The sequence below is a fragment of the Arthrobacter sp. MMS18-M83 genome, from assembly GCF_026683955.1.
GTDB lineage: Bacteria > Actinomycetota > Actinomycetes > Actinomycetales > Micrococcaceae > Arthrobacter.
On sequence record NZ_CP113343.1, the window covers coordinates 1,387,982 to 1,400,480 of the forward strand.

13 protein-coding genes are annotated in these 12,499 nt (G+C 62.0%); 3 read left to right on the top strand and 10 right to left on the bottom strand.

The annotated features are described in order from the left end of the window. Positions 1–65: 65 nt before the first annotated feature. The 3 genes from OW521_RS06500 to OW521_RS06510 are packed head-to-tail and all read right to left on the bottom strand — an operon-like array spanning position 66 to position 1,701. The gene (locus tag OW521_RS06500; RefSeq protein ID WP_268023909.1) at positions 66–1,052 is read right to left on the bottom strand and encodes an NAD(P)-dependent alcohol dehydrogenase; all 987 of its coding nucleotides are present in this window, start codon (positions 1,050–1,052) and stop codon (positions 66–68) included. After that, positions 1,049–1,282 (bottom strand): helix-turn-helix transcriptional regulator, encoded by a 234-nt coding sequence (locus OW521_RS06505; RefSeq protein ID WP_268023910.1) that lies wholly within the window; start codon positions 1,280–1,282, stop codon positions 1,049–1,051. The genes OW521_RS06500 and OW521_RS06505 overlap by 4 nt, the downstream gene beginning before the upstream one ends. Beyond that, positions 1,276–1,701, bottom strand: coding sequence for a hypothetical protein (locus OW521_RS06510; protein ID WP_268023911.1), 426 nt, complete (start codon positions 1,699–1,701; stop codon positions 1,276–1,278). Before OW521_RS06510 ends, OW521_RS06505 begins: the two co-directional genes overlap by 7 nt. A gap of 206 nt (positions 1,702–1,907) precedes the next feature. Between OW521_RS06510 and OW521_RS06515 the strand changes: the two genes are divergently transcribed. Both OW521_RS06515 and OW521_RS06520 read left to right on the top strand, forming a co-directional pair. Next, positions 1,908–3,383, top strand: coding sequence for an amino acid permease (locus OW521_RS06515; protein WP_268023913.1), 1,476 nt, complete (start codon positions 1,908–1,910; stop codon positions 3,381–3,383). Between the two features lie 102 nt (positions 3,384–3,485). Then, positions 3,486–4,121: a LysE family translocator gene (locus OW521_RS06520; protein WP_268023915.1), complete on the top strand. Its 636-nt coding sequence runs from the start codon at positions 3,486–3,488 to the stop codon at positions 4,119–4,121. Positions 4,122–4,153: 32 nt separating this feature from the next. Here OW521_RS06520 and OW521_RS06525 read toward each other — a convergent pair whose 3' ends face one another. After that, positions 4,154–4,798, bottom strand: a complete 645-nt coding sequence (locus OW521_RS06525) for a hypothetical protein (protein WP_268023916.1) — start codon at positions 4,796–4,798, stop codon at positions 4,154–4,156. 358 nt (positions 4,799–5,156) lie between these two features. On the opposite strand from OW521_RS06525, the gene OW521_RS06530 reads away from it, so the two are divergent. Next, on the top strand, positions 5,157–5,378 hold the full coding sequence (locus OW521_RS06530) for a helix-turn-helix domain-containing protein (RefSeq protein WP_268025722.1): 222 nt from the start codon (positions 5,157–5,159) through the stop codon (positions 5,376–5,378). Here OW521_RS06530 and OW521_RS06535 read toward each other — a convergent pair. The 6 genes from OW521_RS06535 to OW521_RS06560 all read right to left on the bottom strand — a co-directional run bounded on the left by OW521_RS06535 (position 5,375) and on the right by OW521_RS06560 (position 12,482). After that, positions 5,375–6,400, bottom strand: coding sequence for a LacI family DNA-binding transcriptional regulator (locus tag OW521_RS06535; protein ID WP_442781227.1), 1,026 nt, complete (start codon positions 6,398–6,400; stop codon positions 5,375–5,377). The two genes, OW521_RS06530 and OW521_RS06535, sit on opposite strands and share 4 nt — an antisense overlap. Before the next feature lie 121 nt (positions 6,401–6,521). After that, positions 6,522–7,427 carry a carbohydrate ABC transporter permease gene (locus OW521_RS06540; RefSeq protein WP_268023918.1) on the bottom strand — a complete coding sequence of 302 codons (906 nt, stop codon included), beginning with the start codon at positions 7,425–7,427 and terminating at the stop codon, positions 6,522–6,524. Further along, entirely contained in the window at positions 7,424–8,305 is an 882-nt protein-coding gene (locus OW521_RS06545) for a carbohydrate ABC transporter permease (RefSeq protein ID WP_268023920.1), read from the bottom strand. Before OW521_RS06545 ends, OW521_RS06540 begins: the two co-directional genes overlap by 4 nt. A gap of 46 nt (positions 8,306–8,351) precedes the next feature. Then, the gene (locus OW521_RS06550) at positions 8,352–9,686 is read right to left on the bottom strand and encodes an ABC transporter substrate-binding protein (RefSeq protein ID WP_268023921.1); all 1,335 of its coding nucleotides are present in this window, start codon (positions 9,684–9,686) and stop codon (positions 8,352–8,354) included. Positions 9,687–9,733: 47 nt separating this feature from the next. Continuing rightward, complete coding sequence (locus OW521_RS06555) at positions 9,734–11,170, bottom strand: GH32 C-terminal domain-containing protein (protein WP_268023923.1); 1,437 nt, start codon at positions 11,168–11,170, stop codon at positions 9,734–9,736. A gap of 169 nt (positions 11,171–11,339) precedes the next feature. Then, positions 11,340–12,482: a GGDEF domain-containing protein gene (locus OW521_RS06560; RefSeq protein WP_268023925.1), complete on the bottom strand. Its 1,143-nt coding sequence runs from the start codon at positions 12,480–12,482 to the stop codon at positions 11,340–11,342. Positions 12,483–12,499: the final 17 nt, after the last annotated feature.

The window sequence follows — 12,499 nt, forward strand, 5'->3', positions numbered from 1 at the left end:
GCCCGGTTCGGAAACCAATCAGAACATTAAGCTGTCTGGAATACCAGACATTCGCAACTGTGTTGTCAGCTATCGGCCAGGGCCACCGCGACTACTACTTTGCCCCGTACGCCGCGGCCGTGCGCATACCGGATTGCGTCGGGAGCGTCGGCGAGGGGAAAGGTCTTGTCGATGAAAGGCACGACTTTGCCTGCCTCAATCAACCCCGTCAGGAAGCGCAGGTCTTCCTGGCGTTCCACGGCCATCAGGCCGCTCAGCTTTTGGCCCAGGAACAGCGACAGCATGGGCGCGCGAAGGGAGCGGTCAAAGCCACCCAGCCAACGGCCGCCGCCTTCCCCGCCGACGATGACGAGCCGCCCCCGCGGGGCGAGTGCCCGCCGAAGCTGCTTGAGCGGGCGGTTGCCCGCGGTGTCCAGGATGAGATCGTAGTGCGTGGTTCCATCGGTGACGTCTTCGCTGGCGTAGTCGATGACGCGGTCGGCGCCTGCCGATCGGACCACGTCCATTTTCGGCGCGCTGCACACGCCAGTTACCACCGCGCCGAACGCCTTCGCCAACTGGACGGCGAACAATCCCACTCCACCCGCCGCACCGATGATCAGGACCTTCTCCCCCGCTTGCAGCTTCCCACTGTCCCGGAGGCCCTGCAGGGCGGTAGTGGCCGAAATAGGGACGGCCGCGGCCTGCTCGAAGTTGAGCGCGGAGGGCTTCGGGGCAATCTTCTCCTCCTTGGCGCACGCGTACTCGGCAAAGGAACCTTCGCACGTTCCGAAGACCTCGTCACCCGGCCGGAACTGTGTCACTTTCGCGCCGACGGATTCCACCGTGCCCGCCATGTCCCTGCCACGGATGCGATTCTTGGGCTTCCTTACCCCGAACCCGAACGCCCTGGTGAGGTAAGGGAGGCCCGTCATCAGATGCCAGACGCCGGGATCGACGCCGGCAGCGCGGACCCGTACGAGGACTTCGCTTTCGCCGGGGACCGGTATGTCGACGTCGGCAAACTCGAGCACATCTTCGGAGCCGTAACTGTCTTGAACGATCGCTTTCATGATGTTTCTCCTTCGCTGTCCGGGTACTGGAACACGTCGTCGAGCGGCACGTTCAATACCCGGGCGATTTGGAATGCCATTTCAAGGGAAGGCGAATAGCGGCCCTGTTCGATGGCAATGATGGTCTGCCGGGTTACCCCGATGCTGTCCGCCAGTTGCGCTTGGGTCATTTCATCGCGGGCAAAGCGGAGGGCCCGGATGGAATTGGTGACTTTGGTCGGTTTCACCACGGCTGGAAACCCCGGCGGTAGGCGATGATCTTCGCAACGGATCCGAGCATTGCGGAGAGAACGAATGCCAAGTAGATGACGTTGGCGATCCAAAAGTAGTCCAACGTGGCCATGGCCATGATGAGTGCCGCCACTGCGCCAATGATCACGAACGACTGGCCGATGTACTCGCCAAAGCGATAAATCTCCTTGTCCCGCTGGTCCTTCCCCGCATTCTTGGGAGAAGCCATCCGGATCAGGATGTGAAGCACTATGGATACCCCGATGGACGCTCCGATCGTCCAGAGCATGGGCGCCACGTAGGGAACCTGGGTCAGCGGAGTGCTTGCCGCGCCGCCCAAAACGATGATGAGATACGCCGCGTAGGAGCCCACCGCGAGCGCGCCCATGATCCAGGCACTCTTTTCTTCGAATGACATTTCGACTCCCATGTAAAACAAAGCTGACATTGCAAATGTAAAGCTTGATTGACATTGAGTCAAGAGTTTTTGACCTGCAGACCAAAGCCTCCATGTCACCAGGGTCTGAGAACCGAGACAGCGATGCGCCGTGAGTCCCATCACAGGCCGTCCAGAAATGGTCTGCTGGTTAACAGTCCCCCTCCCAATGACGAGAAGGTATTCGCATGCAGCAAGCACCAATAGCGGGCAGGACAACAGCCGCCAACGCCGTCGACGGCGCGGCAACCACCGTTCTCAGCCGCGGCCTCAACGTCCGCCACATCCGCTTCATGGCCCTCGGTTCGGCCATCGGAACAGGCCTCTTCTACGGCTCCGCGTCTGCCATCCAAAAGGCGGGCCCGGCGGTTCTCTTCGCATACATCATCGGTGGCGCCGCCGTCTTCATGGTGATGCGCGCGCTCGGCGAAATGGCTGTCCGCCACCCCGTTTCCGGCTCATTCGGCCAGTACGCCAGCCGTTACCTCGGACCGCTCGCAGGGTTCATCACCGGATGGACCTACGTTTTCGAAATGGCCATCGTAGCGATCGCGGACGTGACGGCATTCAGTATCTACATGGGCTTCTGGTTCCCGCAGGTGGACCGCTGGATCTGGGTCCTGGCGATCATCCTGCTCCTCGGGGCCATGAACCTCCTGAGCGTCAAGGTTTTCGGAGAACTCGAGTTTTGGTTCTCGCTCATCAAGGTAGTGGCGATCATCGCCATGATTGCGGGCGGCGCGGCGATCATCGTGTTCGGCTTCCACACGGGCGACGGCGGAGCGGCACCGGGGCTGGGGAACCTCGTTGACCACGGCGGCCTGTTCCCGAACGGTTTCGAGGGGCTCCTGGCCTCGTTCGCCGTCGTTATGTTTGCCTTTGGCGGGATCGAAACGATCGGCATCACCGCAGGCGAGGCCGCAGACCCCAAGAAGGTCATCCCGCAGGCCGTGAACACGGTGCCCGTGCGCGTGCTGCTGTTCTACGTCCTGACTCTCGGAGTGCTCATGAGCCTGTTTCCCTGGAATGAAATCGGCAACAACGGCAGCCCGTTTGTGCAGATCTTCAGCGGCCTCGGCATTCCCGCAGCCCCCCACATCCTCAATGCCGTGGTGATCACCGCGGCGCTGTCCGCGATCAACAGCGATATCTTCGGCGCAGGACGTATTCTCTTCGGCCTCTCGCAGCAAGGTCACGCACCCAGGAGTTTCGGCAAGATCTCCCGCCACGGGGTTCCCTGGATGACCGTTGTCCTGATGGGCGGGATCCTGCTGGTGGGCGTGGTGCTCAACGCGGTGATCCCTGAGAGCGTGTTCGTCATCATCGCCTCCATTGCCACTTTCGCGACCGTCTGGGTGTGGGCTTTGATCCTCGCCTCGCACGTGGCCATGAAGCGGGAGATCAAGCGCAAGGGACTGCCGGCGTCGGAATTCGCGTCGCCGTGGTGGCCCACTGCTTCCGTGCTGACCATTGCGTTCATGGCCATGGTGATCGTCATCCTTGGCGTCTTCGAGGACACCCGCGTGGCGTTGTACGTGGGTGCGGTATGGCTCGGGCTGCTGGTGTTGGCCTACAAGCTGTGGGTCCGCGGCGGCGGTCGCGTTCGGGCCGACCTCGTTGACGAGACAGGCTCGATGCCGGTGGTCACCCAGCGTTCCTCGTAGCCTTACCGCTTCGCCGAATGTGCAGATCACGGCAGTGTTTTCGAAAACACTGCCGTGATCTGCCGTCTCGCGGCAATCACGAATGAAGGCCTATCATCAGGCATGGTTCCGTTCACCAATCTCCTGGCGTTTGCCCTGGCCTCGCTGGTCCTCATCGCAGTCCCTGGTCCCAGCGTGCTTTTCGTGATTGGGCGCTCCCTTGCCCTCGGCCGCAAAGTCGGGCTCCTGAGCGTCCTCGGAAACGCGTTGGGCATGGTTCCGCAGATCACCGCGGTGGCGTTGGGGCTTGGCGCGGTGCTGGCGCAGTCGATCCTGCTGTTCAGTGTCGTCAAGTTCGCGGGCGCGGCCTATCTGATCTACCTCGGCGTGCAGGCGATCCGTCACCGCGGCGGGCGTTCGACGGCGGCTGGCCCGGCGCCGTCGCGGTCGATGTGGCGGCTGATCCGCGAGGGTTTCATCGTGGGCGCGAGCAACCCGAAATCGATCGTGTTCTTCGTGGCGGTGCTGCCCCAGTTCGTGGAATACGCCAGCGGCGGCATTTCGCTCCAACTCGCCGAGCTGGGGGCTGTCTTCCTGCTGATCGCCCTGGTCTCCGACAGCATGTGGGCCCTTGCCGCGGGTACCGCTCGCCACTGGTTTGCGCGCTCCCCTCGCCGGATTTCGACACTGGGTGCGACGGGCGGGGTCATGATGATCGGGCTCGGCGGAACCCTGGCGCTCACGGGCACCAAGTCCTAGCGTCCACGCTCACGGAACCCCAAATCGCGGAATCAGCCGACCGGGAGCCAATCCACTACGTGCGCGTCTGCGTCATAGACCCGGCATACGCGCTGTCCGTCCTGGGCAGGACCATCAGCCAGCTTGATGGTGGTCTTCATCAGAACGTCGTAGGCCGGCAGGCCGGACGCCCCCGTTGACCGTACCGGTGTCCCGGAGAAGGCGATAGAGACGACGATGAATGGCCGGGGCACCACGGTTCCGGTTACTGTTCCGGAATGGGCGGCGTCGCTTTGCAGCCGGGCAGTGCAAGTGTCCTCGATACGTTGTATCCCCGCTCCGTCGAGGCCCTGCGCCCCGGGAGCCGGTGCCGCGGGGGCCGGCTCGGCGGGAGCCGGCACCGGTGCGGCTGGTGCTTCCGGCTTGGAGCTGGCCGTCGGGGCGGGGGCTGGCGCTTGACTTGAAGGCGCAGCGCTAGGGGACGCATTCGCGGCGGGCGTTGGGGTTGCGGCACCCGGTGTCGCGGATGGCGCGTTGGCGGCAGCCGAAGCAGAGGGGGTCGCACTGGCGGTGACCGGCGTCGTGCCGCCCTGAATTGAGCGTGATCCTGTCTGCGTGGCATTGAGGGTAATCGCTCCCGCCAATCCGACAGCGACCACGCCCGCAACTACGATTCCTGCTTTTGCCGCTCGTTTCATTGTTCCCCGCTCACGCTCCGAGCGTAGGGGCCGACCGCCCGCCCTGGCTTGCGTAGCGCCTACCCGTCTTTTGCCCGGCCTACTCGGGTGACCACTTGCTTGAATTGGGCTTCCTGTCCGAGTAGTTGACTAAGTGGCGTGAGTGGCCCGTGTGGCATAACGGGTGAAAGTCACTCATGTGCCTTGTGTGTTCGGCGCCTACCCTAGGCACATCGCAACTGCAAGGGAGTGGTCCTGATGTTCGATCCCACATCGAGGTACATCGTTCAGATGCGGGTGCGGCGTTGCTTCGCGCTGGCCTCACGGCTGCGCCGGGTATTTACTACGACTACCGCCCGTTGAGGAGGCCGTGGTGAACATGTCCGCCGGCATTCCAGCAAACCGATTCATGACAATCGCCGAGGTTGCCGAGGCCCTGCGGGTGTCCAGAATGACCGTCTACCGCCTAGTGAACTCGCACGCCATCCACGCGGTGCGATTCGGGCGGTCATACCGCGTTCCGGAATCGGCGGTGGAGTCCTACATTGAACACTCTGCAGTGGACGAGGCCGAGCAGCACCAGGAAGGTGCCGGAGGTTAGGTAGTTGAACTCCAACGTGACCGCGGGCCTGTCAGAATGTTCGTTCCGACGGAGTCGCGTTCCACCGGCGGGCACTCAATCTTTACCACGGTGCTGCCGGCTGGTTCATCGACGCCAAGGAGCAGGCGCACCCCAGCAGCGCCTAGTTCGTAGTGCGGCAGCGCGACAGTGGAGAGCGGTGGCCGCATGTGGGCGGCGATGACTTCCTGGTTGTCGAACCCGACGACGGCCATGTCCTCCGGAATCGACAGCCCCCGTTGCTTCAGCCCGTCGTAGAGACCCATGGCCATACGGTCGTTGTAGCAGAAGACCGCCGTGACGTCCCGTTTGAGGAGCTCCTCGACGGCTTCGTATCCGCCCTCCTGATCAGGAAACGCGTCGAACACGAGGTGGGGGTCAAACGAGATCCCCGCAGATTCGAGTGCTTCCCGGTAGCCCTGGAGACGTCCATCCTTGGCCGGGGCTGGGATCGTGGCGTTGATGAAGGCGATTCGTCGGTGCCCCTTGCGCAAGAGAATGTCGGTTGCTTCCCGCCCGCCATGGACTTCGTCCGGGACCACGGCGAGGGCGTCGGAGTCCGGAGAGAAGCAGTTGACAAGCACGAAGTCCGTCTCGTGCAACGCGGTGGGGATCGCGGCCGGGCGGTGGAACCAGGTGGAATACAGGATGCCGCGAACCTTGTGCTCGAGCATCATCGAGATAGCGTCCTTTTCCGCGGGCTCGTTGCCCTCGGTGTTCGCGACCAAGAGGACGAATCCGTGTTTCCAAGCTTCGTCCTGGGCACCGTGGATGATCTGCCCTGCGAAGGGGGTCGTCGCAATCGCGTCAGCGACGAGGCCAATGAACCGTGAACTGCCACTCACCAGGTTCTTGGCGAGGGCATTCGGGCGGTAGCCCAGTTCGCGGATGGTGTCCAGCACGCGCTTGCGTGTCCCGGCCCCGATCCTAGCGTCTTTCTTGTTGTTGACCACGAGGGAAACCGTGGCAACGGAAACTCCAGCCCCTTCCGCTACCTCCCGCATCGTGACCGGATGACTCGTCCTCGGAGTCATCGGTGGATGAAGGTGGTTAACCTCGGGTTCTGTCAAGCTTTCTTCAGACGTCATTGGCCCTCCCCTCACAGTCTATCCAGTGGCCACGTCCTCATCCCTTCGTGGCCCCACTCTCGAGGCCCTGGATCATCGCCTTGTTGAGGACGAGGAACACCAGCAGCAAAGGCGTGATGGTGATGCAGACAGCGGCGAACGTTGCAGTCCAATCGACCTTGCCCATTGCCCCGATGTAGTTCTGCAACCCCAGCGGGATGGTCTTGAGTCCTTCGGAGAGCACGAATGTGTTCGCGAAGATGAAGTCGTTCCAGATGAAGATGCTGTTCACCAGCACCACGGTCACTACGGTGTTGGTCGACAGCGGCAGGGTGATCAGTCCGAAGATGCGGTACGGGCCCGCGCCGTCCAGCGAGGCTGCCTCATAGGTTTCCCTGGGAATGTATTCAAAGAATGACGAGAAAAGGTAGATCGACATGGGAAGGGCGAACCCGGCCAAGGGGATGATCATCGACTGGTAGGTGTCCAGCAGGTTCACGGACGAGTAGTCGATGAACAGCGGCACAAGCGCGATCTGCACCGGCACGATGATGCCGATCAGGAAGAGGCCCCGGACGAATTTGCTGAACCGGAATCCAAGGACCTGCAGCGCATACGCGGCCATCATCCCCAGCAGGACGATCAGGAGGTTGGCACCCATCGTGACGATGAAACTGTTCAGGATGTTCTGACCGAGGTTGCCGGTCTGGAAAGCGCGGGCGTAGTTGTCGAAGCTGATGGAGCTCGGCAGCGCAAAGGGATCACCGGTGGCGAAGTCGTGCTCGTTCCGCAGGCTCGTGAGGAACAGCCAGGCGAGGGGGTAGACCTGCACCACGACGATGAGGACGATCAGCGTCCTCGACAGGCTTCGGAAGACGTTTGGCTTGCGCCGTCGACGTCGGGGAGCCGGGCTGCTTGGCGGGGCAGGGACCGGCCGGGTAACCGGGGCTGTTTGCGCGGTCATGCGTCAGCCTTTCGTTTGAGCATGAGCAAGATGAATCCGACGGCAACGAGGCACTCGACCACGATGAACACCGAGATGGTGCTGGCGTAACCGAAGTCGGTGCTGGTGAACGCGGTTTTGTACATGTACGTGGTCAGGAGTTCCGAGGACTGGCCGGGGCCGCCGTTCGTCATGAGGTAGGGGATATCGAATCCGCGAAGGCCGTAGGTTGTGGCCATGATGGTGGTGGTGATCCACACGGGCCGGATGTAAGGGAACCGGATCTTGGTGAACATTTGCCACTGGTTGGCGCCGTCCAGGCGCGCCGCTTCTTCAAGTTCCTGTGGGACGGCTAGCAGCGCGGCGTAGATGATGAGCATGTAGAGTCCCGTGAACCGCCAGCCTTCAGGTGCTGAAACGGCCGCGAGGACCGTATTGACGTCCGAAAGCCAGGGCCGTTCCAGGCCGCCGAGACCGATCCAGCCGAGGACCTGGTTGAGCAGGCCCACCGGATCAATCGAGTAGATGCGCACGAAGAGGAACGCGATGGCCACCGTCGAGATCACGGCCGGCAGCAGGTAGAGGGTTTTGATGATTCCGGCACCTCGGCGCAGCGAGGTCAGGAGGCTGGCGACGAACAACGCACCGCCCAATTGCAGGACGAGGCAGATGGCGAGGTAACCGAGGGCGTTGAAGAAGGAACGCCAGAAGACACCGTCACCAGTGAGCATGTGCACGTAGTTTGCGAGGCCCACGAACTCCATGTCACTGATGCCGTTCCAGGAGAAGAAGCTGAGGAACAGCGATTGCAATATCGGGAACAGCACCGCGACGCCGTAGAGAAGCAGCGGCGGGAGCAGGAAGACCAGGACTGAAAGTCGTGATCGATTGGGAAGCATGGGGGTGCCTTTCGGGTGGGGGGCCTGAGCCCCCCACCGCTTGGGGTTACTTGAAGAACTTAGGTGCATTCTGCGCGATGGTGCTATCCATCGTGCTGGTGAACTCGGCAGGCTTGACATTGCCCTGCGCCAAGAGCACGAGCTCTTGTTGCAGCCTGCTGTTGGTGGTCGGGTCAAGCTGCGTGTCCCACGGCATCGCGAGCTTCGATCCGAGATCCTTCGCCTGGTCGATTGCCTTCTTGTACAGTGGCGTGGCGTTGGCTGGAATCGTCGTCTGAACGTTCGTCGTCGGCGAGAGGGCACCCGTGGCCGCGTACTCCGAGGGGTATTTGGCGAGGGCGAACTTCAGGAAGTCGCTCACGAGCGGGTCAAAGGTCTTTGAGTTGACCGCCATGCCGATCCCTGAAGTTGCCACGTACTCGTTGGCGGCCGTGGCGGAACTTGGCGTGGCCGGAAGCGTGAAGTAGTCGACGTCGTTACGCACCGCCGGATTCAGCTTGTCGGTCGCGAGGCTGGACAGTTCCCAGGTGCCGATGTTGTACATGGCGGCCTTGCCGGAGGTGAACAGGTTCTGGGCGTCAGAGTAACCCTGCGACGAGAACCCGTCCTGGAAGCAACTGGCCCCTCCGAGCTGGCTTATCCAGTTGACTGTCTTCTGGCCGGTGGCGTCGCTGAACTTCGCGTCACCCTTCTTGAGCTTCTGCACGAAGTCGGGTCCGGCGTCGCGGAAGGGCTGGTAGGAGACGTAGCGCTCGAGCGGCCACTGGTCCTGGCCGTCAAGAGCGAGTGGTGTGATGCCGGCCTTGCGCAGGGCCGTGCACATTGCGGGAATGTCGTCGAGTGACTTCGGCACTGATACTCCAGCCTGCTGGAAAAGGGCCTTGTTGTACCAAAAGTACTCGAGCTCGAACTGGAACGGGATCATGTAGAGGGATCCGTCGTCGAAGCGTTGGTAATTCAGTGCGTTCGTCCGGTAGGAGTCGTAGACGCCAAGGTCTTTCAGCAGCTTCTCGGCATCGACCATCGTGCCTTTCTTGGCGAGCTGCTGGGCGAAGGGGGTCGCGTCAGTGTCGAACAGCTCGGGAAGCTTGTTTGCAGCGGCGAGGGTTTCATACTTCTGGATGTAGGACGGCCGGTCAGGGGTGGTGATCAGGTTCAGGGAAAAGCCAGGATGGGTCTGGGCGTATTCGTCGGCGACCTTTTTCATGATGTTGATGACTGCACCATCAGCAGGCCGGGACAGAAGCCACGAGATTTGCCGCGGCTTGATTTCGCCGGTGGGGCTGACGTTGGCTGCGGGATTGCCGCCGCCGCTGCCACATGCGGCGAGGGTGAGGGTGACAGCCGCTGCTACGGCGGCCGTTCGCAAGAGTTTCTTCATGGGGGACAATCTCCTTTGATTTTGAACGGAAGTTTGGCGCTGGCTATTTAGTTGTCTGTGCGCTTACGTATCTCAAGTTCAGTGACGGTGACAGTGCCTTCACCGGCGAAAACGCCGATCCGGCCGTCGGGTAGCTCGTAGATCCGGGCGCTCAAGGCGACCTGCCCGTCGACGACGGCGACGCAGAGGTCCCCGTCCACGACAAGTTCGAGGGTGTGTTCTCCCGGTGCGAGTTCGCAGGGGCGTTCCAACTCGATCTCGAAGGGGACATCCCCCGAGACGTGCCATTGCGCGTCACCGTTGATTTCCCGGGGCCATCGGTCAAACACCATCCGGCTGCGTTTCGGTTCCAGGCGGATGATGTAGGACTCGTCCCCGTCCGCGCTTGAGCGGAGGAGCAGTCCGCACTCGGTTGTATCGGGTTCTATCCGCAGCACTGCCCGGGCATAGAACTGGCGTGGGAGGACTTCATCGGACATGGTGACTGCGTACCCGTCCGGAGCATGCAGAGCCACCGGAAGGGCGTTGCCGAAGGTTACCGGGATTTCGTCCCAGAAGCTCTCGACAAGTTCGTCGGCGAAGGAAAACGCGAGGGTACCGTCGCCGTTTTGGCGCGCCTCGAGGACGGACATCGTGCCCGCCCACTGCCAGGCGCCGTCGTCGCGGTTGTCCTCTTTGCTGGCGATCCAGCCGAAGAAGAACCTGCGACCATCCCGCTCGGCGGTCTTCGAGGCGTAAAAGGCGCGTCCGTCAACGCTGTCCCGCGCAGGCACGATCCATGGCCCATCGGGACTTTTCGCCATGCGGTAGCGGGTAGTGAAGGACTCCGAGAATTCCGAGTAGACGAGGTACCACCAGTCGCCCCAGGCGAAAACCTCCGGGCATTCGTGCGTGATGTACCGGCGCGGATCCCAGAACGGCTCAGTGTGCTCCCAGTCCATCAGGTCCGGGGAGACGCATTGGGCGATCACTCCGCGGCGGCGCTCCGGACCCTCTGCGTGCCGTGCGGCCAGCAGCATTCGCCACAAACCGCTGGCCTCGTCCTTGAAGACGAAAGGATCGCGCCAATCGCCGGATTCGTAGCCGGCCGGGGCCCCGAAGGTCAGCTCCGGATGCTTCACCCACGTCAGCATTCCATCCGTGCTGGTGGCGTGCATGACGAGTTGCAAAGGAGCTCCGTCGGAGCCGCGGTGCCGGGGATTCTGTCCCGTATAGAACAGGTGGTGAATTCCGGACTCGTCGCACACAACACTGCCCGTGTACGCATTGAAGTCCGCATCACCCTCCCCGCCATGGTGGAGCGATACCCCATGGTCCTCGAACTGCGTGAGGTCCTTGGTGGTCACAAGATTCCAAGACGTCCCCGGTTTCGGTTCGGTCCGTACCTCGTGCAGATAGAAGAGCCAGAACTCCCCGTCCTTCTGGAAAGGGATCAAGTCTCCAACCCATCCATCGGCGGGCTGGAAGAAGACTGAGCGAGTCATCGGCGTTGATGTCCATTTCTGCTAAAGCGTTTGATCAAGACAAGCGTAACCGAGGTCACAATTCTGATCAAGCGTTTTAGCAGATAGTTTTAGCGCCTGCTTAGGCGCTGCTGGATCGACCGAGCGTTGCGGCTGTTTACGCGCACGACGGCGGTCAGATGGAAGGCGGTTAGCCCGGCGCGCAGACCGCGCGGTTCCGCCCGAGGGACTTGGCTTGGTAGAGGGCTTTGTCGGCGGCCTCAATCATGTGGGCCACCTCGGCGTCGACGAAGGTGCTGGGGGCGATGCCGTAGCTCACAGTGGGGAAAGTGATTCCGTCCGGCGTTTTTGCCGAGGCCAACCGGCGGCTGATTTCACCCGCAATGATTTCGGCACTCTCCACGTCGGCCCCGGGAAGCAGGATGGTGAATTCCTCTCCTCCATACCTACCGACGAGGTCAGTGTGGCGGACAGAGGCCTGACATGCGGCGGCGAATGCCTGGATGGCGGCGTCGCCCGCGGCGTGGCCGTGGCTGTCATTGAGGGCCTTGAAATGGTCCAGGTCGGCGAGGATCAAGGTGGAGACCGATCCAGCGGTGTGCAGCCTTTTGATTTCCTGGGTGGCCAACTCCATGAAGGCTATCCGGTTGAGAAGCCCCGTCAGGCCGTCGCGGGTGGCACGTTCGTTGAGGCCGTTAATAAGTTGCTCGTTGCTCAACGCTGTCATGCTGAAGGACACGGTGACCAGCAGCACTATTGTGACCACGCTGGTTGTTGCCGAGCTGAAATAAGTATCGAAGTCCGGCCCGCCCGGCCCTTCCACAACGTAGGCGATCCCCCGGCCGAAAAAGAATGTGCCCAGGACTCCCGCGGCCAGCGCCAGGGACCGGCGGGCGTGTGAAGCGGTGGGCTTCAACCGCCAAAGTTCAACTGTTGCCAAGGCCATGCCCATGGACATCATGGCCAAATACACCAAGCCGCCTGACCATTCGTTAGTGGCCGGATTCTCCAGCGCCGCGGCCACAGCGGTGGCGACGGGTCCTGCGAGGAGTTGCCACCGCGGCGTCGGAAGCAGCCTCAAAGAACGCGAGCCCGCCCACACACAGAATGCCCCGGCCACCAGCAAGGCATTGCCAAGGGGACCCGCCCAAATTTGCTGGGAGGTCCCGGTGAGCAGGTACACCGTGTTTCCGGTGAGCAAGAAGACGAGGGCAAGGCACCACCAGCCGCTGTATGCGGAGCGGCTCCGGCGGAACGATCCGAAAAACAGCAGGCACAAAGTGAGCGCAGCAACGCCCAGAGCTACCTTGAGACTGACCGGATCGAGACCCATATTTCGTTCCCCTCGTA

What these genes read in the sequence shown, in the direction of transcription:
- OW521_RS06500 (WP_268023909.1), bottom strand. Translation starts at nt 1,052, where the DNA reads ATGAAAGCGATCGTTCAAGACAGTTACGGCTCCGAAGATGTGCTCGAG.
- OW521_RS06510 (WP_268023911.1), bottom strand. Translation starts at nt 1,701, where the DNA reads ATGTCATTCGAAGAAAAGAGTGCCTGGATCATGGGCGCGCTCGCGGTG.
- OW521_RS06515 (WP_268023913.1), top strand. Translation starts at nt 1,908, where the DNA reads ATGCAGCAAGCACCAATAGCGGGCAGGACAACAGCCGCCAACGCCGTC.
- OW521_RS06520 (WP_268023915.1), top strand. Translation starts at nt 3,486, where the DNA reads ATGGTTCCGTTCACCAATCTCCTGGCGTTTGCCCTGGCCTCGCTGGTC.
- OW521_RS06525 (WP_268023916.1), bottom strand. Translation starts at nt 4,798, where the DNA reads ATGAAACGAGCGGCAAAAGCAGGAATCGTAGTTGCGGGCGTGGTCGCT.
- OW521_RS06530 (WP_268025722.1), top strand. Translation starts at nt 5,157, where the DNA reads ATGTCCGCCGGCATTCCAGCAAACCGATTCATGACAATCGCCGAGGTT.
- OW521_RS06535 (WP_442781227.1), bottom strand. Translation starts at nt 6,400, where the DNA reads ATGCGGGAGGTAGCGGAAGGGGCTGGAGTTTCCGTTGCCACGGTTTCC.
- OW521_RS06540 (WP_268023918.1), bottom strand. Translation starts at nt 7,427, where the DNA reads ATGACCGCGCAAACAGCCCCGGTTACCCGGCCGGTCCCTGCCCCGCCA.
- OW521_RS06545 (WP_268023920.1), bottom strand. Translation starts at nt 8,305, where the DNA reads ATGCTTCCCAATCGATCACGACTTTCAGTCCTGGTCTTCCTGCTCCCG.
- OW521_RS06550 (WP_268023921.1), bottom strand. Translation starts at nt 9,686, where the DNA reads ATGAAGAAACTCTTGCGAACGGCCGCCGTAGCAGCGGCTGTCACCCTC.
- OW521_RS06555 (WP_268023923.1), bottom strand. Translation starts at nt 11,170, where the DNA reads ATGACTCGCTCAGTCTTCTTCCAGCCCGCCGATGGATGGGTTGGAGAC.
- OW521_RS06560 (WP_268023925.1), bottom strand. Translation starts at nt 12,482, where the DNA reads ATGGGTCTCGATCCGGTCAGTCTCAAGGTAGCTCTGGGCGTTGCTGCG.